The sequence below is a fragment of the Bradyrhizobium sp. BR 10261 genome (assembly GCF_019455395.1).
GTDB classification, from domain to species: Bacteria; Pseudomonadota; Alphaproteobacteria; order Rhizobiales; family Xanthobacteraceae; genus Bradyrhizobium; species Bradyrhizobium manausense.
Window position 1 is genome coordinate 39863 of sequence record NZ_JACOFQ010000009.1, and the last position, 19509, is coordinate 59371.

Annotated in this window: 20 protein-coding genes and 1 riboswitch; of the genes, 15 read left to right on the plus strand and 5 right to left on the minus strand. The window is 67.8% G+C overall.

What is annotated here, in order from left to right:
• Window position 1: 1 nt before the first annotated feature.
• Window positions 2-787: an adenosylcobinamide-GDP ribazoletransferase gene (gene cobS / locus HYH07_RS12415; RefSeq protein ID WP_220002760.1), complete on the minus strand. Its 786-nt coding sequence runs from the start codon at window positions 785-787 to the stop codon at window positions 2-4.
• On the minus strand, window positions 784-1290 hold the full coding sequence (cobU, locus tag HYH07_RS12420) for a bifunctional adenosylcobinamide kinase/adenosylcobinamide-phosphate guanylyltransferase (RefSeq protein WP_220002761.1): 507 nt from the start codon (window positions 1288-1290) through the stop codon (window positions 784-786). The genes cobS and cobU overlap by 4 nt, the downstream gene beginning before the upstream one ends.
• A gap of 121 nt (window positions 1291-1411) precedes the next feature.
• Here cobU and cbiB point away from each other — a divergent pair, with 121 nt between their 5' ends.
• Window positions 1412-2353, plus strand: a complete 942-nt coding sequence (gene cbiB, locus HYH07_RS12425; protein ID WP_228749464.1) for an adenosylcobinamide-phosphate synthase CbiB — start codon at window positions 1412-1414, stop codon at window positions 2351-2353.
• Window positions 2354-2364: 11 nt separating this feature from the next.
• Entirely contained in the window at window positions 2365-3330 is a 966-nt protein-coding gene (cobD, locus tag HYH07_RS12430; protein WP_220002939.1) for a threonine-phosphate decarboxylase CobD, read from the plus strand.
• Here cobD and HYH07_RS12435 read toward each other — a convergent pair.
• Both HYH07_RS12435 and cobO read right to left on the minus strand, forming a co-directional pair.
• Entirely contained in the window at window positions 3319-4767 is a 1449-nt protein-coding gene (locus tag HYH07_RS12435; RefSeq protein ID WP_220002762.1) for a cobyric acid synthase, read from the minus strand. The genes cobD and HYH07_RS12435 overlap by 12 nt on opposite strands.
• 5 nt (window positions 4768-4772) lie before the next feature.
• Window positions 4773-5408, minus strand: a complete 636-nt coding sequence (cobO, locus tag HYH07_RS12440; protein ID WP_220002763.1) for a cob(I)yrinic acid a,c-diamide adenosyltransferase — start codon at window positions 5406-5408, stop codon at window positions 4773-4775.
• A gap of 39 nt (window positions 5409-5447) precedes the next feature.
• A riboswitch (cobalamin riboswitch) is annotated at window positions 5448-5668 on the plus strand.
• Between the two features lie 95 nt (window positions 5669-5763).
• Here cobO and HYH07_RS12445 point away from each other — a divergent pair.
• The 7 genes from HYH07_RS12445 to cobJ are packed head-to-tail and all read left to right on the plus strand — an operon-like array spanning window position 5764 to window position 13665.
• Window positions 5764-6138, plus strand: a complete 375-nt coding sequence (locus HYH07_RS12445; RefSeq protein WP_220002764.1) for a DUF1636 domain-containing protein — start codon at window positions 5764-5766, stop codon at window positions 6136-6138.
• Window positions 6135-7169, plus strand: a complete 1035-nt coding sequence (cobW, locus tag HYH07_RS12450) for a cobalamin biosynthesis protein CobW (protein ID WP_220002765.1) — start codon at window positions 6135-6137, stop codon at window positions 7167-7169. Before HYH07_RS12445 ends, cobW begins: the two co-directional genes overlap by 4 nt.
• Window positions 7169-10414 (plus strand): cobaltochelatase subunit CobN, encoded by a 3246-nt coding sequence (gene cobN, locus HYH07_RS12455; RefSeq protein ID WP_220002766.1) that lies wholly within the window; start codon window positions 7169-7171, stop codon window positions 10412-10414. Before cobW ends, cobN begins: the two co-directional genes overlap by 1 nt.
• On the plus strand, window positions 10411-11571 hold the full coding sequence (gene cobG / locus HYH07_RS12460) for a precorrin-3B synthase (protein WP_220002767.1): 1161 nt from the start codon (window positions 10411-10413) through the stop codon (window positions 11569-11571). Before cobN ends, cobG begins: the two co-directional genes overlap by 4 nt.
• A complete protein-coding gene (locus tag HYH07_RS12465; protein WP_220002768.1) occupies window positions 11571-12200 on the plus strand; it encodes a precorrin-8X methylmutase in 630 nt (209 codons plus the stop codon). Before cobG ends, HYH07_RS12465 begins: the two co-directional genes overlap by 1 nt.
• A 2-nt stretch (window positions 12201-12202) precedes the next feature.
• Window positions 12203-12934 carry a precorrin-2 C(20)-methyltransferase gene (locus tag HYH07_RS12470; RefSeq protein ID WP_220002769.1) on the plus strand — a complete coding sequence of 244 codons (732 nt, stop codon included), beginning with the start codon at window positions 12203-12205 and terminating at the stop codon, window positions 12932-12934.
• Entirely contained in the window at window positions 12931-13665 is a 735-nt protein-coding gene (gene cobJ, locus HYH07_RS12475; protein ID WP_220002770.1) for a precorrin-3B C(17)-methyltransferase, read from the plus strand. Before HYH07_RS12470 ends, cobJ begins: the two co-directional genes overlap by 4 nt.
• Here the strand turns inward: cobJ and HYH07_RS12480 are convergent.
• Window positions 13641-14387: a cobalt-precorrin-6A reductase gene (locus HYH07_RS12480; protein WP_220002771.1), complete on the minus strand. Its 747-nt coding sequence runs from the start codon at window positions 14385-14387 to the stop codon at window positions 13641-13643. The genes cobJ and HYH07_RS12480 overlap by 25 nt on opposite strands.
• A 10-nt stretch (window positions 14388-14397) precedes the next feature.
• On the opposite strand from HYH07_RS12480, the gene cbiE reads away from it, so the two are divergent.
• From cbiE to cobF, 6 genes are read left to right on the plus strand one after another with little or no spacing between them, the layout of a single operon-like run.
• Entirely contained in the window at window positions 14398-15579 is a 1182-nt protein-coding gene (gene cbiE, locus HYH07_RS12485; RefSeq protein ID WP_220002940.1) for a precorrin-6y C5,15-methyltransferase (decarboxylating) subunit CbiE, read from the plus strand.
• Window positions 15576-15944: a cobalamin biosynthesis protein gene (locus tag HYH07_RS12490; RefSeq protein WP_220002772.1), complete on the plus strand. Its 369-nt coding sequence runs from the start codon at window positions 15576-15578 to the stop codon at window positions 15942-15944. Before cbiE ends, HYH07_RS12490 begins: the two co-directional genes overlap by 4 nt.
• Complete coding sequence (gene cobM, locus HYH07_RS12495) at window positions 15941-16723, plus strand: precorrin-4 C(11)-methyltransferase (RefSeq protein WP_220002773.1); 783 nt, start codon at window positions 15941-15943, stop codon at window positions 16721-16723. Before HYH07_RS12490 ends, cobM begins: the two co-directional genes overlap by 4 nt.
• Window positions 16723-18033: a cobyrinate a,c-diamide synthase gene (locus tag HYH07_RS12500; RefSeq protein WP_220002774.1), complete on the plus strand. Its 1311-nt coding sequence runs from the start codon at window positions 16723-16725 to the stop codon at window positions 18031-18033. Before cobM ends, HYH07_RS12500 begins: the two co-directional genes overlap by 1 nt.
• On the plus strand, window positions 18030-18761 hold the full coding sequence (cobA, locus tag HYH07_RS12505; RefSeq protein WP_057758861.1) for a uroporphyrinogen-III C-methyltransferase: 732 nt from the start codon (window positions 18030-18032) through the stop codon (window positions 18759-18761). The genes HYH07_RS12500 and cobA overlap by 4 nt, the downstream gene beginning before the upstream one ends.
• The gene (gene cobF, locus HYH07_RS12510; protein ID WP_220002775.1) at window positions 18758-19507 is read left to right on the plus strand and encodes a precorrin-6A synthase (deacetylating); all 750 of its coding nucleotides are present in this window, start codon (window positions 18758-18760) and stop codon (window positions 19505-19507) included. The genes cobA and cobF overlap by 4 nt, the downstream gene beginning before the upstream one ends.
• Window positions 19508-19509 lie beyond the last annotated feature (2 nt).

Genomic DNA, 19509 nt, shown 5'->3' on the forward strand with positions numbered 1-19509 from the left:
TTCATCCTCCCCCGTGGAGGAAGGCGGCCGCGACCAGCAGGATCAGGATTTCGCCGACCTGCTCGAATGCGCCCAGGATGTCGCCGGTCTGCCCGCCGATCTGGCGGATGGCAAGCCGCGCCAGCATCAGCCCGGCGAGGGAGAGCAGCACCAGGCCGACCAGCGCCTTGCCCGGCCCCAACGCCAGAGCGAGCGCGAGCGTTCCTATGGCGAAGGACGTGGCCACGCTGCGGCCCGGCGGCGCTCCTGCGTTCGCTGAAAGACCATCGGGACGGGCCGGGGCGACCAACGACATGAAGGCCGGCAAGCCCGCGCGGGCCGCGACATGAGCTGCGCACAGCGCGAGCATCACGGTCCAGGGGTTAGCGATTGCCGCAAGCGCGCTCCAGCGCAGGCCGAATGACAGGATGAGCGCGCAGACACCATAGCTGCCGATCCGGCTGTCGCGCATGATCTCGAGCTTGCGCTCGCGCGTCCGCCCGCCGCCGAGGCCGTCAGCGGTGTCGGCAAGCCCGTCCTCGTGCAGCGCGCCGGTGATGAGCGTGGTCGTCGCGAGCGCGAGCAGGGCGGCGATATCAGGCGACAGTCCGACGCGAATGGCGATCCTGTAGACGAGCGCGCCGGCAAGGCCGACCAGCAGCCCGGCCACTGGGAGGGCCCATGTCGCGCGCGCGACAGCGCCTTCGCCTGATGGCTTCGACGAGGCCACGGGCAGGATCGTGACGAAGGACGCGGCGATCCTGAGATCGGCGGCGACGTCTTTCAGAATGTCGGCGCGCGGCGTCATTTCAGCTTCATCGGCAGGCCGGCGACCATGAACTCGACCTTGTCGGCGACATCCGCAATGATCTGGTTCATGATGCCGGCGGCATCGCGATAGCTTCGCGCCAATGCGTTGTCGGGCACGATGCCAAGTCCGACCTCATTGGTGACGAAGATGACGGGGCTCTTAAGTCGGGGCAGGGCGGCGGCAAGCTTGCTCACCTCGCGTTCCCAGTCGCGCTCCGCATGCATGAGATTCGAGAGCCACAGCGTCAGGCAGTCCACCAGCCTCGCACCGCTGCCATCGCTTGCGATCAGCGCAGGCACGAGATCGAGCGGCACCTCGTGCTCGATCCAGCCGGGTCCGCGTCGCGTGCGATGCCCAGCGATGCGCGCCTCCATCTCGGCATCGAGCGCCTCGGCCGTAGCAATATAGATCGGCGGCTGGTCCGGAAAGCTGCGCGCAAGCGCTTCCGCGCGGGCGCTCTTGCCCGATCGCGCTCCGCCCGTGATCAAGATGACGGCCATAAAGCACTCCTGTGGGCCTGACTAATCACCAAACGCGGCCAAAGACAAAGCCGAAATCAGCCCGGCAGGGGCTTGCGCTCGCCCCTCGCTTTGCGCAACAGGGGCGGGACAGGAGGCGGGTTTGGGTTTTGCAGGTGCGATGGTGGTGGCGATTGCGGTGGATGCCCTCCTGGGCTGGCCGTCATGGCTGTTTGCGCGGATCGGCCACCCCGTGACCTGGCTGGGCCGGTTAATCGCAGCCGTCGACGCCGGCTGGAATCGCGAGTTTGACCCGCCGGCGCTGCGTCGCGCTGTTGGCGTCGGCGGCGCGCTTGCGGTGATCGTGCTCGCGCTGGTGCTCGGCTGGGTGCTGCAGTCCTTGCTTCCCTCAGGCTGGATCGGATTCGCGCTGGTTGGCATCCTCGCGTGGCCGCTGGTGGCGCTGCGCTCGTTGCATGATCATGTCGCCGCCGTCGCCAAGCCTTTGCTGACCGGCGACATCGCCGCTGCGCGCGACGCAGTCTCGCGCATCGTCGGCCGTGATCCAGCCGCGCTCGATGAAGCCGGGATCGCCCGCGCTGCGATCGAGAGTCTCGCCGAGAATGCCTCTGACGGCATCGTCGCGCCGGTGTTCTGGGGGGCGCTGCTCGGCTTGCCGGGAATCCTCGGCTACAAGGCGATCAACACGCTGGATTCCATGATCGGCCATCGCAGCGAACGGCATGAAGCTTTCGGCTGGGCGGCCGCGCGTATCGACGATGTCGCCAATTTCATTCCGGCGCGCCTGACCGGTTTCCTGTTCGTGTTGCTCGCACCGCGGCGCTCGGAGGCGCTGTCCTGCATGACGCGCGATGCGCGCCGCCATCGCTCGCCCAATGCGGGCTGGCCGGAGGCCGCGATGGCGGGCGCCCTGGGCGTGCGGCTCAGCGGCCCCCGCATCTATCACGGCAAAACCACCGACGAGCCCTGGCTCAACGGAGGCGCGCGCGATCCGCTTGCAGCGGACATTAATGTGGGGCTGGCGATCTACCGCCGCGCCATGCTGCTGTTCGCAGGCGTGCTTGCGATCCTGGCGTACGCGTGAAACAACGGGCCATGCGCGAGCACGGTGGAAATCTCGATCTGGCCCAGCAGCGGTTTGGCGGGCGCGCGGAGGACTGGATCGATCTGTCGACCGGCATCAACCGGCGGCCTTATCCCGTCGGCGAGATATCTGCGCATCACTGGCAAGCCTTGCCCTCGCGCTCCGAGATCGAGGCGCTGCATCAGGCCGCCCAACACGCCTATGGCACATCAGCGCCTGTCGTTGCGATGGGCGGCGTACAAGCCGCCATTCAACTGCTGCCACAGCTCGCGCCGCATGGCCTGGCCCGCATCCTCGCGCCGACCTATAACGAATATGCGCCCGTTCTCTCGGCCGCGGGATGGCAGGTCGAGCAGGTGGGGAAGCTCGATGCGCTGGCGGGTGCGGATCTTGCCATCGTCGTCAATCCCAACAATCCCGATGGCCGCCGTCATGCGCCGAAGGATCTGCTTGCGCTGTCGCCGCGCGCCGGTCGCCTCGTCATCGACGAGAGCTTTGCCGATGCCGTTCCCGAGCTCTCGCTTGCCTCGGAAGCCGGCCGGCCGGGCTTGCTGATCCTGCGCTCGTTCGGCAAGTTTTACGGCCTCGCCGGTCTGCGGCTCGGCTTTGCAATCGGCCATACGGCCGACATCGCCAGGCTCGCGGCGGCATCGGGGCCATGGCCGGTCTCGGGCGCCGCGATCGCGATCGGCTGCCGCGCGTTGCGCGATGAGGCCTGGGCGAAGGCGACGTCAGCGCGGCTTGTGCGGGATTGTGCGCGCCTCGACGCGATGGCGCAGGCGCAGGGCTGGCGGCTCGTCGGTGGCGCATCATTGTTCCGTCTCTACGAGACGCCGGATGCGCTTGCCGCGCAGGAGAGGCTGGCGCGCGGCCAGATCTGGTCGCGGGTGTTCGCGAAACAGCCGACTTGGCTGCGACTCGGCCTTCCGGGCGCTGAGGCCGAGTGGACGCGCCTCGCCGAGATGCTAGCGCGCTAGCGTGAGCAGGCCTTCGACATCGAGATGTTTCTCGATGTGATCGGCGAGGGCCTCGAGCGCGCTCTCGACCCTGGCGTGATACGGCTCGTCGCCCGCGGGAATGTCGAGCTTTGCCAGATACGCCTTGCGGAAATCATCCGACGTGAACAGGCCGTGCAGATAGCTGCCTTGGACACGGCCATCGCGCGACATCGCGCCCTCCGGCTCGCCGTTGAGTTTGGCGAACGGCCGCACGCGATCCGGCCCGTCGGTGCGCCCGATGTGGATTTCGTAAGCCTCGATCGGTTGGTCCGTGGCCGCATGCACGGCCGCAACACGCGTCAGCGTCTTTTGCGGGCTCATCACCGTCTCGACATCCAGCAGTCCCAGGCCCGGCGTATCGCCCGCGGAGCCTTCGATACCTTCGGGGTCCGCGACGCTGCGGCCCAGCATCTGATAGCCGCCGCAGAGGCCGAGCACATGGCCGCCGCGCCGAAGATGCGCGAGCAGATCGATGTCCCAGCCCTGTGCGCGCAAAAAGGCGAGATCGCCGCGGGTGGATTTCGAGCCGGGGATAATGACGAGGCGCACGTCGCCCGGGATCGCTTCGCCTGGGCGCACCATCACGAGATCAACACCCGGCTCGAGCTTGAGCGGATCGAGATCGTCGAAATTGGCGATCCGCGACAAGGCGAGGCAGGCGATCTTGGTCTGGCCGGGCTTGCGCGCATCGCTCAGGCCCAGCGCATCCTCGGCCGGCAGCTCGCCGGCGCGCGAAAACCAGGGCAGCACGCCAAGGCCGCGCCATGCGGTCTTTTGCGCGATCAGCCCGTAGCCGTCGTCGAACAGCGTGGGATCGCCGCGGAACTTGTTGATGACAAACCCCTGGATCATCGCGGCATCATCAGGGTCGATCACCGCCTTGATGCCGACGAGTTGTGCGATGACGCCGCCGCGGTCGATGTCGCCGACCAGAACCACCGGCACGTCGGCCTTGCGGGCAAAGCCCATATTGGCAATGTCGGCCTTGCGCAAATTCACTTCGGCCGGGCTGCCGGCACCTTCAACCAGCACCAGATCAGAACGCGCCTTCACCCGCTCAAAGCTTTCCAGCACGGCGCCCATCAGCGAGGGCTTCATCGCCGCATATTCGCGCGCGCGTGCGGTGGCGATGCGCTTTCCCTGCACGATCACCTGCGAACCGACATCGGTCTCGGGCTTGAGCAGCACCGGGTTCATGTCGGTATGCGGCTCGACGCCCGCTGCGAGCGCCTGCAGCGCCTGGGCGCGGCCGATCTCGCCGCCGTCGACGGTGACGGCGGCATTGTTCGACATGTTCTGCGGCTTGAAGGGGAGCACACGCAAGCCGCGGCGCGTGAAGGCGCGCGCGAGGCCGGCGACGATGAGCGATTTGCCCACGTCCGAGCCGGCTCCCTGGATCATCAGTGCGCGTGCCATCGACTTCAGAACTCGACGCCGGGCTGGGCCTTGATGCCGGAGCGGAACGGATGCTTCACCAGCGTCATCTCGGTGACGAGATCGGCGATCTCGATCAGCTCGTCCTTGGCATTGCGGCCCGTGAGCACGACATGCGTCATCGGCGGCTTCGACGTCTTGAGGAAATCGACGACCTCCGCGATGTCGAGATAGTCGTAGCGCAGCGCGATGTTGATCTCGTCGAGCACGACCATGCGCAGGCTCTCATTGAGGATCAGCTGCTTCGCCTTCTCCCAGCCGGCACGCGCCGCCGCGATGTCGCGGGCGCGGTCCTGCGTCTCCCAGGTGAAACCTTCGCCCATGGCGTGGAACTGGCAGAGCTCGCCGAAATGGCCGGTGAGCAGGCGCCGCTCGCCGGTATCCCAGGCGCCCTTGATGAACTGCACCACCGCGCAGGGCAGGCCATGGGCGACACAGCGCACGATCATGCCGAAGGCGGAGGACGACTTGCCCTTGCCGGCGCCGGTGTGGACGATGATGAGGCCCTTTTCGCCGCTCTTGGTCGCCATGATCTTGTCGCGGGCGACCTTGATCTTCGCCATCTTGGCGGCGTGCTTGGCGTCGGTTTCATCTGCCGTTTCGGTCTCCGGCTCGCTCGTCATCGGATCGGTCCTTCGGCTTGACAAGAGGCGGCCGGGGGCAAATGGTGCTCCGGCGTTGGTTCCTGTCCTATGACAGGCGAAGAGGGAATGCGATAGGGTCCGAATCGGCAAGATTTGGGTCCAAAATGCAGCCGCCCCCGCGACCGTGACCGGAGAGATGCCCAAAGCCACTGATCCCCTGAAGGGATCGGGAAGGCGGGGATCGAAGGGGAAACCCTGCTCCGCAAGCCGGGAGACCTGCCAGCGCGGACGATTTGTGGACCGGCGGACGGGGTGTTCCGCGACGGGGAAACGGGCCTTCGCAAGGATGGTCCGTGGGCCTCTTCGCCTCCCGCTGATACTTCTGGAAGAGGCGATGACTGTCACACTGCATGTCTGCATCACCTGCCGCGCCGGCCAGACGCTGCGCGAGGGCGAGGTCACGCCCGGCAAGCGCCTGCATGGCGCGATCCTCGAAGCCGGCGTGCCCGAGGGTGTGACCGTGGTTCCCGTCGAATGCCTGTCGGCATGCAGCCAGGGCTGCTCGGTCGCACTCAGCGCGCCCGGGCGCTGGTCCTATGTCTATGGCCGCCTGACGGATGCCAACGCGCAGGACGTCGTCGCCGGCGCCGCGGCCTATGCCGCCGCGCCCGATGGTCTCGTGCCCTGGCGCAGCCGGCCTGAAATCTTCCGCAAGCAGTCGCTTGCCCGCATTCCCCCTATCGCCGTGTTGCCGGAGGCTGCCGAATGAACTCGCTTGCAAAAGTCCCTGTGACCGTGGTCACGGGTTTTCTCGGCTCCGGCAAGACCACCCTGATCCAGCATTTGCTCAGCAATGCGGGCGGCAAGAAGCTCGCCGTGCTCGTCAACGAGTTCGGCAGCGAGGGCGTGGATGGCGAGATCCTGAAATCCTGTGCCGATGCGAATTGCCCGGAAGAGAACATCGTCGAGCTCGCCAATGGCTGCATCTGCTGCACCGTCGCTGACGATTTCATTCCGACCATGGAGCAGCTGCTGGCGCGCCCCGTACGGCCCGATCACATCCTGATCGAGACCTCGGGGCTGGCGCTGCCAAAGCCGCTCTTGAAGGCGTTCGACTGGCCGGAGATCCGCTCGCGCATCACGGTCGACGGCGTGATTGCGCTCGCCGATGCCGAGGCCGTCGCGGCCGGCCGGTTCGCGCCGGATCCGGATGCGGTCGAGGCGCAGCGCGCGGCGGACGAAAATCTCGACCACGAGACGCCGCTGTCCGAAGTGTTCGAGGACCAGATCGCCTGCGCCGATATCGTGCTGCTGACCAAGGCCGATCTTGCGGGCGCTGCCGGCATCGAAGCCGCCAAGGCCGCGATCACCGCGGAGATGCCGCGTCGCGTGCCGATGCTGCCGATCACCGACGGCGCCATCGATGCGCGCGTCATCCTCGGCCTCGGCGCTGCCGCCGAGAACGATCTTGCCGCGCGCCCCTCGCATCATGACGGCGAGGAGGAGCACGAGCACGATGATTTCGCCTCCGTCGTGATCGATCTTCCTGAGGTCGCCGATGTCGATGCGCTGGTCGCGTCCGTGCAGAGGCTGGCGCGTGAACAGAACGTGCTGCGCGCCAAGGGCTATATCGCGGTTGCGGGCAAGCCGATGCGGCTGCTGCTGCAGGCGGTCGGCGAACGCGTGCGCCACCAGTTCGACAAGCCCTGGGGCGCGGGCCACAGGCAGTCAAAGCTCGTCGTGATCGGCGAGCACGGCGATATTGATGAAGCCGCGATCAGGGCGGGATTGGGAGTCTGATGCACGTCGTCTTCCGCGAGAGCCGTGGTCTCGAGGAGACCGCGACGCCAAGGGACATCGGCCAGGACCCGGCCGATCTCGTGGTGCTCTCGTTCTCGGATTCGGACCTGGCAGCGTTTGCGGCGGGCTGGCGGCGTGGCCGCGACCGCCTGCCGCCGCTGCGGCTGGCGAACCTTGCGGAGCTCCGTCATCCGCTCTCGGTCGACACCTATATCGAGCGCACGCTGTCGCAGGCGCGCGGCATTCTGGTGCGGCTGATCGGTGGTGAGTCCTATTGGTCGTACGGGCTTGCGGCGCTTCAGCAACTGGCAAAGGATCGGGGCATCGTGCTCGCGGTGCTGCCGGCCGATGGCCGTGATGACATCAGGCTGGATGCCTATTCGACGCTGCCAGTCTCGACGCTGCGCCGGCTCAAGGTGCTGTGCGACACGGGCGGTCCCGTCGCGGCGCAAGCCGCGATCGCGCAGCTCGCGCTTGCCTCGGGCCTCTATGCCGGGCCTGTTACCGGCGAGATGAACGTGCCCGAGATGGGCTTTTATGATCCCGTGCGCGGCGTCATTGCGCAGCCGCCGGGCGAGGGGAAGCCCTTCGCACTCGTGATATTCTACCGCTCCTATCTCACCGCTGCGGACACCGGGCCTGTCGATGCGCTGATCGCAGCACTGCGCGAAAAGGGTTTTGATGCTTATGGGGCTTTCGTCGCGTCGCTGAAGGCGGCGGGCGTCGCGGATTGGCTGCGCGCGCATCTCGCGCAAAATCCGCCGGCGGCCATCGTCAATGCGACCGCGTTCTCGGCGATGGGCGACGACGGCACCACGCCGTTCGATGCCGCGCCATGTCCGGTCTTCCAGGTCGCGCTCTCCTCGGCGCGCCGCGAGGACTGGGCGGAATCGCTGCGCGGGCTGTCGCCCGGCGACCTCGCCATGCATGTGGTGTTGCCCGAGGTCGACGGCCGCCTGTTCGCCGGCGTGGTGAGTTTCAAATCGGCTGCGCATCGCGATCCCGATCTGCAATTCTCGCATCTGGCTCACAAGCCGGATGAGGAGCGTGTGAATGCGGTCATCGCCCGCGTCGCGGCGTGGCGGACGCTTGCCGAGACGCCGGTCGCCGAGAAGCGGCTGGCCATCGTGCTGTCGAACTATCCCGGCCGTCCGCACCAGATCGCGCATGCGGTCGGTCTCGATGCACTCGCTTCGGTCGAAGCGCTGGTGACCGATCTCGCGCAGGCCGGCTTCGATGTTGCGTCGGTGCATGCACTCGGCGAGACGTTGCTGAAGCAGAAATTGACGTGGAGCGTCGCCGATTACCGCGCCGCGCTCGCGCGCCTGCCGCAGATCCTGCAGGACGATCTCGCGCAGGCCTGGGGCGCGCCGGAAAACGACCCGAGCTGCCGCGACGGCGCGTTCCACTTCGCTGCGATCCCATGCGGCCGATCGGTCATCGCGGTCCAGCCAGAGCGTGGCGACGCGACCACGCGCGATGCCGACTACCACGATCTCGCCCGCACGCCGCGCCATGGCTATGTCGCGTTCTATCTCTGGCTTCGCGCGCAAGGGATCGACGCCGTCGTGCACATGGGCGCGCATGGCACGCTGGAATGGTTGCCGGGAAAGTCGGTGGCGCTGTCGTCGGCGTGCTGGCCGGAAGCGCTGACCGGTGATCTGCCCGTCATCTATCCCTTCATCGTCAACGATCCCGGCGAGGCCGCGCAGGCCAAGCGGCGCATTGGCGCCGTCACCATCGGCCATCTGCCGCCGCCGCTCGAGCAATCCGCGGTGCCGGAAGGGCTGCGCCGACTCGAACGCCTGCTCGACGAATATTCGACCGCCGACGGTCTCGACCCCGCCCGACGCCAGCGCCTGATCGCCGCGATCCGCGACGAGGCGCGTGCGGCCGGCCTCGAAGACGATCTCGGGATCAATGCCTCGGCCGCGCCGGCAGAAGCCATTCCGCGCATCGATCGTTTCGTCTGCGACCTCAAGGAAAGCCAGTTCGGCGACGGCCTGCATGTGTTCGGCCGTGGCGCCTGTGGCGAGGCCGAGCGGGACGCGCTCCGCGCCGCGCTCGCAGGACGACGCGTGGCGCCGGGTCCGTCGGGCTCGCCCTATCGCGGGCGTCAGGACGTGCTGCCGACCGGCCGCAATCTGTTCGCTGTCGATCCCCGCGCGGTGCCGACGCCGGCGGCGCATGCACAGGGGATCAAGCTCGCCGAAGAGCTGCTGCGTCGTCATTTGCAGGATCACGGCGACTGGCCGAAGGGCCTCGTCGTCGATCTCTGGGGCTCGGCGACGATGCGCACCGCGGGCGAGGAGTTCGCGATGGCGCTGCATCTGGCCGGCCTCGCGCCGCGCTGGGATCACGCCTCCGGCCGCGTCACCGGCTACGACATCATCACGCCGGCCGAACTCGGCCGTCCTCGCATCGACGTGACGCTGCGCGTGTCCGGCCTGTTCCGCGATGTCTTCGCCGGCCTTGCGCAATTGTTCGAGGCGGCCTCCGAGGCGCTCGCCAGCCGCGACGAGGAGGGCGACGAAAATCCCTACCGCCACCGCGCCTCGCGTGTGTTCGCGCCGCGGCCCGGACAATACGGCGTCGGCCTCTCGGCCATCCCCGATGCCTTCACGCCTGAGACGCGCGATGCCGCCGGCGAGGCCTGGCTGTCCGCTTCGTCCTGGGCGTTCTCTGCCGATGGTGCAATCAAGCCCGATCGCGCCGGCATCGAGCAGCGGCTCGCCTCGGCCGATGCGTTCGTGCATGCCCAGGATCTGCCCGAGACCGACCTCCTGCTCGCCGCCGATTATGCCGCGCATGAAGCCGGCATCGCCGCTGCTGCCGCGCATCTCGGCGCATCAGGGCCATCGCTCTATCACCTCGACACGACGCGGCCCGACGAGCCGCATGCGCGCACGCTGACCGAAGAAATCTCCCGCGTCGTCCGCGCCCGCGCCGCCAATCCGGCCTGGATCGCCGGCATGATGCGCCACGGGTTTCGCGGGGCAGCCGAGATATCGGCGACGTTGGAGCACATGGCGGCCTTCGCCCATCTGGCCGGCGCGGTGCCGCCGCACCTGTTCGATCTCTATTACGACGCGACGCTGGGCGATGCCGATGTCCGCGCCTTCATGGCGCGCGAAAATCCGGCGGCGCTTGCCGCGATGGAGACCTGCTTCACGCGCCTGCACGAGGCCTCGCTGTGGCGGACGCGCCGCAACTCGATCGCGGCGGCGCTGAAGGAGGCGTCATGAGCGCGGCGTCAGTGAAGGGCTGGTGTCCCGGCGCGCTGCGGCCGATGCAATCGGGCGACGGGCTCGTGGTCCGCGTGCGCCCGTTCGGCGGCCGGCTCGATGCGGCACAGACGGCCGGGCTCGCGCATCTCGCCGAGCGCCACGGCAATGGGCTGATCGACGTCACCAGCCGCGCCAATCTCCAGATCAGGGGCGTCAGCGAGAGCAGCCATCGGTCGCTGCTCGACGGTCTTGCGCAACTGACGTTGCTCGACCCCGATGCCGGCACCGAATCCCGGCGCAACATCCTGGTCACGCCGTTCTGGCGCGACGGCGACGAGACCCAGGCGCTCGCCGCCGAGTTCGAAGAGGCGCTGGCGGACTCGATGCTCGAACTGCCGACGAAATTCGGCTTCGCCATCGACGACGGCACCTCGCGCGTGCTCGCCGGCGATTCCGCCGACGTACGAATCGAGCGCGACGTTTCAGGTGGTCTCGTGGTACGCGCGGACGGCGCCCGGCTCGGCCGCAGCGTCGCGCGTGGGGAGGTTGTGAGCACCGCGATTGCTGTTGCGCGCTGGTTCGTCGCCTCAGGCGTCAGGGATGGGCGCGGGCGCATGGCAGCGCACCTTGCGGCCGGCGCAAAATTGCCTGAGGCGCTCCGCGGCGAGGCCGAGCCTGCGCCGATCATGGCAGCAGTGCGTCCTGGCCTCTATCCGCAAGGCGCCATGGTCGGCATCGCCTTCGGGCAGATGCCGCATACGACGCTCAATCAGCTCGCTGCTTGCGGGCATGCGTTGCGGATGACACCGTGGCGGATGGTCCTGAGCGAAGGCAAGCGGACCATGCCGACCGCGTCCGGCCTGATCACCGAAGCCTATGATCCGGCGTTGCGCGTCATCGCGTGCAGCGGCGCGCCGCGCTGCCGCGAGGCCCATGCCGATACGCGGGGGCTGGCGGCGGCGCTTGCGCCAAACATCGGCGGGGCCGCGCAGCTTCACGTCTCTGGCTGCACCAAGGGCTGCGCCCATTCCGGCGCGGCCGCGATCACGCTGGTCGCGACGGCAAAGGGATTCGATCTCGTGCGCGGCGGCTCGACCCGCGACGAGCCCGTCCTGCGCGGGCTCGATCGTGACGATATCGTTCGTGATCCCTCCATCCTGATGGGAGGGCACTGATGCCGCACACCTACGAGACCGACGGCGCGGCGATCTACCGGCAATCCTTTGCGACCATCCGGGCCGAGGCCGATCTGGCGCGCTTCACGCCTGAGGAGGAGCAGGTCGTGGTGCGGATGATCCATGCCGCCGGCATGGTGGGACTAGAGGCGCATATCCGCTTCACGCCTGACATGGCGACGGCTGCGCGCGCGGCCCTGCAGAAGGGCGCGCCGATCCTGTGCGATGCGCGCATGGTGTCCGAGGGCATCACCCGTGCGCGATTGCCTGCGGCAAATGCCGTGATCTGTACGCTTGGCGACGAGACCGTCGCAGCATTGGCCAAGTCGATGAACAACACGCGCTCGGCTGCGGCGCTGGAGCTGTGGCGGCCGCATCTGAACGGCGCCATTGTCGCGATCGGCAATGCGCCGACGGCGCTGTTCCATCTGCTCAACATGCTCGAGGATCCCGACTGTCCGCGTCCCGCGGCGATCATCGGCTGTCCCGTCGGCTTCGTCGGCGCGGCCGAGTCGAAGGCCGCGTTGATGGCCGATCCGCCGGTGCCGGCGCTTACGGTTGAAGGCCGCCTCGGCGGCTCCGCGATCACGGTCGCCGCCGTGAATGCGCTGGCAAGCCGGAGCGAGTAGCGATGGGACGCATCATCTGCTGCGGTCTCGGCCCCGGCGATCCTGATCTGATGAGCGTGCGCGCCGACCGCATGGTGCGGGCGGCGAAGCATGTCGCCTATTTCCGCAAGAAGGGGCGGCCCGGCCAGGCGCGGCGCATCGTCGAGGGCATGCTCGCTGCCGACGTCACCGAATATCCCATGGAATATCCTGTCACCACCGAGATCGCCTTCGACAGCCCGGATTACGTGCAGCAGCTCTCCGGCTTCTACGATGAATGGGCCGAACGCCTGGCACGGCTTTCGCGTGCCGTCGACGTCGTCGTGCTCTGCGAGGGCGATCCCTACTTCTACGGCTCGTTCATGCATTTGCACACGCGCCTGCAAGGCCGCGTCGAGATCGAGGTGATCGCCGGCATTCCCGGCATGGTCGGCTGCTGGAACGGCGTCGGCCAGCCGATCGCCCTCGGCGACGACGTGACGACGGTGCTGATGGGCACGCTTCCGGAAGGCGAGCTTGAACGCCGTATGCGCGATTCCGATGCACTTGTGATCATGAAGACCGGCCGCAATCTTGCAAAAGTGCGGCGCGCGCTCGCGGCCGCCGGGCGGCTGGATGATGCCTGGCTGGTCGAGCGCGGCACCATGCCGGGGGAGCGCGTCGCGCGACTCGTTGAGATCGACGCCACCGAGTGTCCTTACTTCGCGATCGTGCTGGTGCACGGCAAGGGCCGGCTTCCGGACGCCGCCGAATGACGGGCACGCTGACCATCGCGGGCCTTGGCCCGGGCAGTGAAGCGCTGGTGACGCCGGAGGTTTCCGCCGCGCTTGCCGCCGCGACCGATATTTTGGGATACGCGCCCTATGTCGCGCGCGTCGTCCCGCGTCCTGGGCTCACCGTGCATCCATCCGACAATCGTGAAGAGCTCCGGCGCGCGAGCGAGGCGCTGCGGCTGGCGGCTGAAGGCGGGCAGGTCGTCGTCGTCTCCTCCGGCGACCCTGGCGTCTTCGCCATGGCCTCGGCCGTGTTCGAGGCGCTCGAAATGGCGCCGCAATATCAGGACCTGCCGATCCGCGTACTGCCTGGCATCACCGCGATGCTGGCAGCTAGCGCACGCGCCGGTGCGCCGCTTGGTCACGACTTCTGTGCGATCAATCTCTCCGACAATCTCAAGCCATGGGCGATGATCGAGAAACGGCTGCGGCTCGCAGCAGAGGCGGATTTTTCAATTGCGATGTATAATCCGCGCTCCGCAAGCCGGCCGGACGGGTTTGGCCGAGCGCTCGCGGTGCTGAAGGAAGCGGGCTGCGGGCAGCGCCTTGTGATCTTCGCGCGCGCGATCAGCGCTCCTGACGAGACGATCGTGACCGTGCCGCTGAATGATGCGACGCCTGAGATGGCCGACATGCGCACGCTGGTGATCGTCGGCAACTCGCAGACGCGCCGCGTTGGCCGCTGGGTCTATGCGCCGAGGCAAGTCCGATGACCAAGCCACTGCATCACTTCCGCGACGCTCTCGACCCGCTTGCGCTCGGGCAAGTTTGGCCGCGAGATCATGATCACGGGCAGGCCGAGCATGCGGGCCGCGTCGATCTTGGCACGGGCGCCGGCGCCGCCGGAATTGCGGGCGACGATCGAGGCGATGCCGCGCGTGCGCATCATCTCCGCCTCGCCGTCAATCGTGAAGGGTCCGCGCGAGACGATCACATCGGCGGCGAAGGGCAGGGGCACGTCGGGCGGATCGACGAACCGCAGCGTGTAGGCATGCTGCGGCTTCGCCGCGAACGGCGCGATGTGCTGGCGGCCGATGGCCAGGAACACGTTGGCCCGTGCTTCGGGCAGCGCAGCGACTGCTGCGTTGACGTCAACCACTTCAATCCAAATATCATCAGGCGCTTTCGCCCAGGGGGCACGCTCCAGCGCGATCAGCGGCGTGCCGGTCGCCGCGCACGCGGCGATGGCATGGCGGCTCATCTCGGCCGCGAAGGGATGCGTCGCGTCGATCACATGCGTGATACGTTCGCGGCTGATGTAATCAGCAAGACCGCTCACGCCGCCAAAGCCGCCGATGCGGGTCGGCAGCGGTTGATCGGCCGGGGTTCTGGTGCGCCCACCATAGGAATACAGCGCATCGATCCCTGCGCGCGCGATCTCGGCGGCGAGCAGGCTCGCATCGGCAATTCCGCCCAGAATAAGGGCGCGCATCATGGTTGATCCTTTGGCGAGTCCCTGGCTGACCATCATCGGTATCGGCGAAGATGGCCTTGCCGGGCTGTCGGAAGCAAGCCGAAAGGCGTTGGCCAAGGCCGAAACCGTGTTCGGCGGCGAGCGCCATCTTGCGCTTGCCGACGTCGGCAGCCGCGGCCGTGCCTGGCCGGTACCGTTCGATGCTGACATCGTGCTGAGCTGCCGTGGCCGGCCGACGGCAGTGCTGGCATCCGGCGATCCCTTCTGGTACGGCGCTGGCGCTGGCCTCGCCGAGAAGCTCAATGCCAATGAGTGGATCGCGCATCCCGTGCCATCGACCTTCTCGCTCGCCGCGGCGCGGTTGGGCTGGCGGCTCGAATCCACCGTTTGCCTCGGCCTTCATGCCGCGCCGTTTGAACGGCTTGTACCCCATCTGGCGGATGGCGCGCGGATCATCTGTCTCGTGCGAGACGGCAAGGCCGCCGTTGATCTCGCGAGATGGCTGACGGAGCGCGGATGGGGTGTCTCGCCATTCTGGACGCTCGCCGCGCTTGGCGGACCCCATGAAAAGGTCGGCAAGTATCACGCGGAGACCTATACGCGCGTTTCCGCCGGACGCCTGGTTGCTGTGGCGCTGGAGGCAAGAGGGGCGTACGGTCTCTCTCGCAGTTCGGGACTCCCGGATGTTCTCTTTGCTCACGATGGTCAGATCACCAAGCGGCCGATGCGCGCCTTGGCGCTCTCGGCACTCGGTCCATGCCCTGGCAGGAGGTTGTGGGACATCGGTGCGGGTTCGGGGTCGATCTCGGTAGAATGGGCATTGGGGGGTGGGTCAGCGATTGCCGTCGAAACGCGCGAGGATCGTGCCGCCAACATCCGCAGCAATGCGGAAGCGTTCGGGGTGGAACATAAGATCACCGTTGTTGCGGGCACCGCGCCCGACGCGCTCGCCGCGCTGGACGGGCCGGATGCTGTATTCGTCGGGGGCGGCTTCGACATCTCGATGTTCGAAGCTGTCTGGTCGCGGATTGCGCCCGGCACGCGGTTCGTCGCCCATGCCGTGACGTTGGAGACGGAAGCGCTGCTCGGCCAGCTGCATCAACAGCATGGCGGAGAGTTGATGCGGGTCGAGATCGCGCATGCCGCTCCCCTCGGCCGTTACCACGCGTGGGAGGCGACGCGGCCGGTGGTGCAATGGAGTACGGTCCGATGAAGGTCGCCGGGCTTGGATTCAAACAGGATGTGACGCTGGCCTCTTTGCGCGAGGCGCTGCTGGCAGCCGGCGGGTCCGCAGGGCTGGCTGCGGTCGCGACCGTGAGCGACAAGGCGGATGCGGAGCCGCTGAAGCAGCTCGCGCGCGAGTGTGGCGTTCCGATCAAATCGGTACCCGCCGAGACGCTGGCGGGCATCGCGACGCCGACGCAGTCGCAGCGGATCACCGAAAGGTTCGGCACGGGCTCGGTCGCCGAAGCCGCTGCCCTTGCGGCCGCCGGCCCTCGCGCGCGGCTGATCGCAGCGCGCGCGGTCTCGCAGGATCGCACGGCGACCGCTGCAATCGCCGAGGGAGACGGCCCATGACGGTGCACTTCATCGGCGCCGGGCCGGGCGCGCCCGATCTGCTCACCCTGCGCGGGCGCGATTTGATCGCGGCCTGTCCGGTTTGCCTCTATGCGGGCTCGCTGGTGCCAGAGGGGGTGCTGGCGCATTGCCCTCCAGGCGCGCGGATCGTCAACACGGCGCCGCTGTCGCTCGACGAGATCATCGCCGAGATTGCCGCGGCCCATGCCGCAGGCAAGGATGTCGCGCGGCTGCATTCCGGCGATCTCTCGATCTGGTCGGCGATGGGCGAGCAGCTGCGCCGCCTGCGCGCGCTCGGCATTCCCTTTACTGTCACGCCGGGCGTTCCGTCCTTCTCCGCAGCCGCTGCCGCGTTGGAAGCCGAGCTGACGCTGCCCGGTCTCGCCCAGTCGGTCGTGCTGACGCGCACGCCGGGCCGCGCCAGCGCGATGCCCGAGAGCGAAAATCTCGCGGCCTTCGCCGCCACCGGCGCCGTGCTCGCCATCCATCTGTCGATCCATCTGCTCGACAAGGTCGTTGCCGAGCTCACCCCGCATTACGGCGCGGACTGCCCGGTCGCGATCGTCCGGCGCGCCAGCTGGCCGGACCAGCGCATTGTCCGCGCCACGCTGGCGACGCTCGATGCCGCGCTCGGCGCCGAGATGGAGCGCACCGCGCTGATCCTGGTCGGCAAGACGCTTGGCGCGGCGGATTTCGACGAGAGCCGGCTTTATGCCGCCGACTACGACCGCCGCTATCGGCCCGTTGGCGCCGAGCCGCGCTTTCCGGAGGCGTCGTGATGGCAGCTGCCCTCGTCATCTCCGCACCAGCCTCCGGCGTCGGCAAGACCACGCTGACGCTGGCGCTCGCGCGTGCCTGGCGTCATCGTGGCCTGAACGTGCAATGCCTCAAGAGCGGCCCTGACTATATTGATCCCGCCTTCCATGCCGCCGCTACGGGCCGCGCTTCGGTCAACGTCGATAGCTGGGCGATGGACAGCGCGACGATCTCACATCTGATCAGCCGCGGCGCGGACGCGGATGTCGTGCTCGCCGAGGGCTCGATGGGCCTGTTCGACGGGGTCGCCGCGCGCGGTGTCTCCGGCACCGGTGCGACCGCCGACATCGCGGAGATGCTGGGCTGGCCGGTGGTTCTGGTGATCGACCCCTCCGGACAGGCGCAGACAGCGGCGGCGATCGCAACTGGCCTGCGCGATTATCGCGCCGGCGTGCGCCTTGCGGGCGTCGTGCTCAATCGCATCGCCAGCCCGCGCCATGAAGACCTCGTGCGACGTGCGATGAGCGAGGCCGGGATTGCCGTGTTCGGCGCATTGCCGCGCCATGCCGAGATCAGCCTGCCGAAGCGGCATCTCGGCCTTGTGCAGGCCGAGGAGCAGGCGGAGATCGGAAAACTGATCGACGAAGCCGCGCGCTTTGTCTCGGAGCATGTCGATCTCGATGCGGTGCTGCAATCGGCCGCAAGCTGGTCGCCGCAGCCGGTCGTGAACGGCTTGAACGTGACGCCGCCCGGCCAACGCATCGCGCTCGCCCGCGATGCGGCGTTCTCCTTCGTCTATCCGCATATGCTGGAAGCCTGGCGCGCGGCCGGCGCGGAGATATCGACCTTCTCGCCGCTCGCAGATGAAGCGCCCGACGCGAGCGCCGATGTGTGCTGGCTCCCCGGCGGCTATCCCGAGCTTCACGCCGGCAAGATCGCCGCGAACACGCGCTTCCGCAGCGGCCTGCGCGCCTTCGCCGAGACGCGGCCGGTGCATGGCGAATGCGGCGGGTATATGGTGCTGGGAGCTGCCTTGACTGACGCCGATGGTATCAGGCATGAGATGACAGGCCTGCTCGGCCTCGAGACGAGCTTTGCCAAGCGCCGCATGCATCTTGGCTATCGTCTTGCCGCGCTTGCGGCGCCGATGCCGGGGCACAAGGTTGGCGCGCGGCTGCGCGGCCATGAGTTTCACTATTCGACCATTCTCGCCCAGCCCGACACGCCGCTGGCGGTCGTGCACGATGCGACCGGTGCCGTCATCGCCGAGACCGGCTCGCGGCGCCGCCACGCCACCGGCACCTTCTTTCACCTGATCGCGGAGGACCGGTGAGCGGCTTTGTCTCCTTCGTCTCCGCCGGCCCCGGCGATCCTGAATTGCTCACGCTCAAGGGTGCTGCGCGGCTGCGCGAGGCTGATGTCGTGCTCTATGACGATCTCGCCTCCGGCGCGATCCTCGATCTGGCGCGGCCCGGGGCCAACCTCGTCGCGGTGGGGAAGCGGGCAGGGCGGCCATCGACAAAGCAGCATCATGTCAACCGCCTGCTGGTCGACTATGCGGCGACGGGCGTCCGCGTCGTGCGGCTGAAGTCGGGCGATGCCGGCATCTTTGGCCGGCTCGAGGAGGAGATCGAGACGCTGCGCGAGGCCGGCATCGGCTATGAGATCGTTCCCGGCGTCACCTCGGCCTGCGTCGCCGCCGCACATGCCGGCATTCCGCTGACGCGTCGCCACACCTCGCGCCGGGTCCAATTCGTGACCGGTGCCGATGTCACCGGCGAGTTGCCGCCCAATTTGAACTGGGTGGCGCTTGCCGATCCGGATGCGACGACGGTGGTCTATATGGGCCGGAGAACCTTTCCGGCGCTGGTCGCAAAATTGATCGAGCATGGCCTCTCGCCGAGCACGCCGGCGCTGTTCGCGGAATCGCTCGGCCGCGCTGACGAGCGTCTGGTCCGCACCACTGTTGTCGAGCTGGCCGATCAGCTGGCGCGCGGCGGTGCGGCCTCGACGGCCGCCGTCATCCTGTTCGGCGCGCTGGCGGAGGGCGGATCGTCATGATGACCCTCTCCCTGATCGGCATCGGCTGCGGCGATCCCGACCAGCTCACGCGCGCGGCAATTGGCGCGATCAACACCGCAGACCTGATCCTGATCCCGCGCAAGGGCGCCGCAAAATCCGACCTCGCCGATCTCAGGCGGACGATTTGCGCCGATGTCCTCACCAACGACACCACGCGCATCGCCGAATTCGATCTTCCCGTGCGCGACGCCCGCGAAGCCGATTACCGCAAGGGCGTCGACGATTGGCACGACGCGGTCGCGGCGACCTGGTCGCAGACGATTGCCGATCATCTGGGCGCAGACGGCAAGGTCGCGCTGCTGATCTGGGGTGATCCCTCGCTCTATGACTCCTCGCTGCGCATCGCGCGCCGGCTCGATCCCTTGCCTGAGATCGAGGTCGTGCCCGGCATCACCTCGATCCAGGCGCTGTGCGCGGCGCATGCGCTGCCGCTCAACGATATCGGCGAGCCGTTCCTGGTGACGACCGGACGCCGCTTGCGCGAAGGCGGCTGGCCTGAAGGCGTCGACACGGTCGTCGTGATGCTCGACGGCGGCACGGCGTTCCAGTCGCTGGATCCTGAAGGCCTTCAGATCTGGTGGGGCGCCTATCTCGCCATGGCCGACCAGATCATCCTGTCCGGCGCGCTGACTGAGGTCGGCCCGCGCATCGTCGCCGCGCGGCAGGACGCGCGCGAGCGGCACGGCTGGATCATGGACAGTTACATTCTCAAGCGCAGGCCATAAGC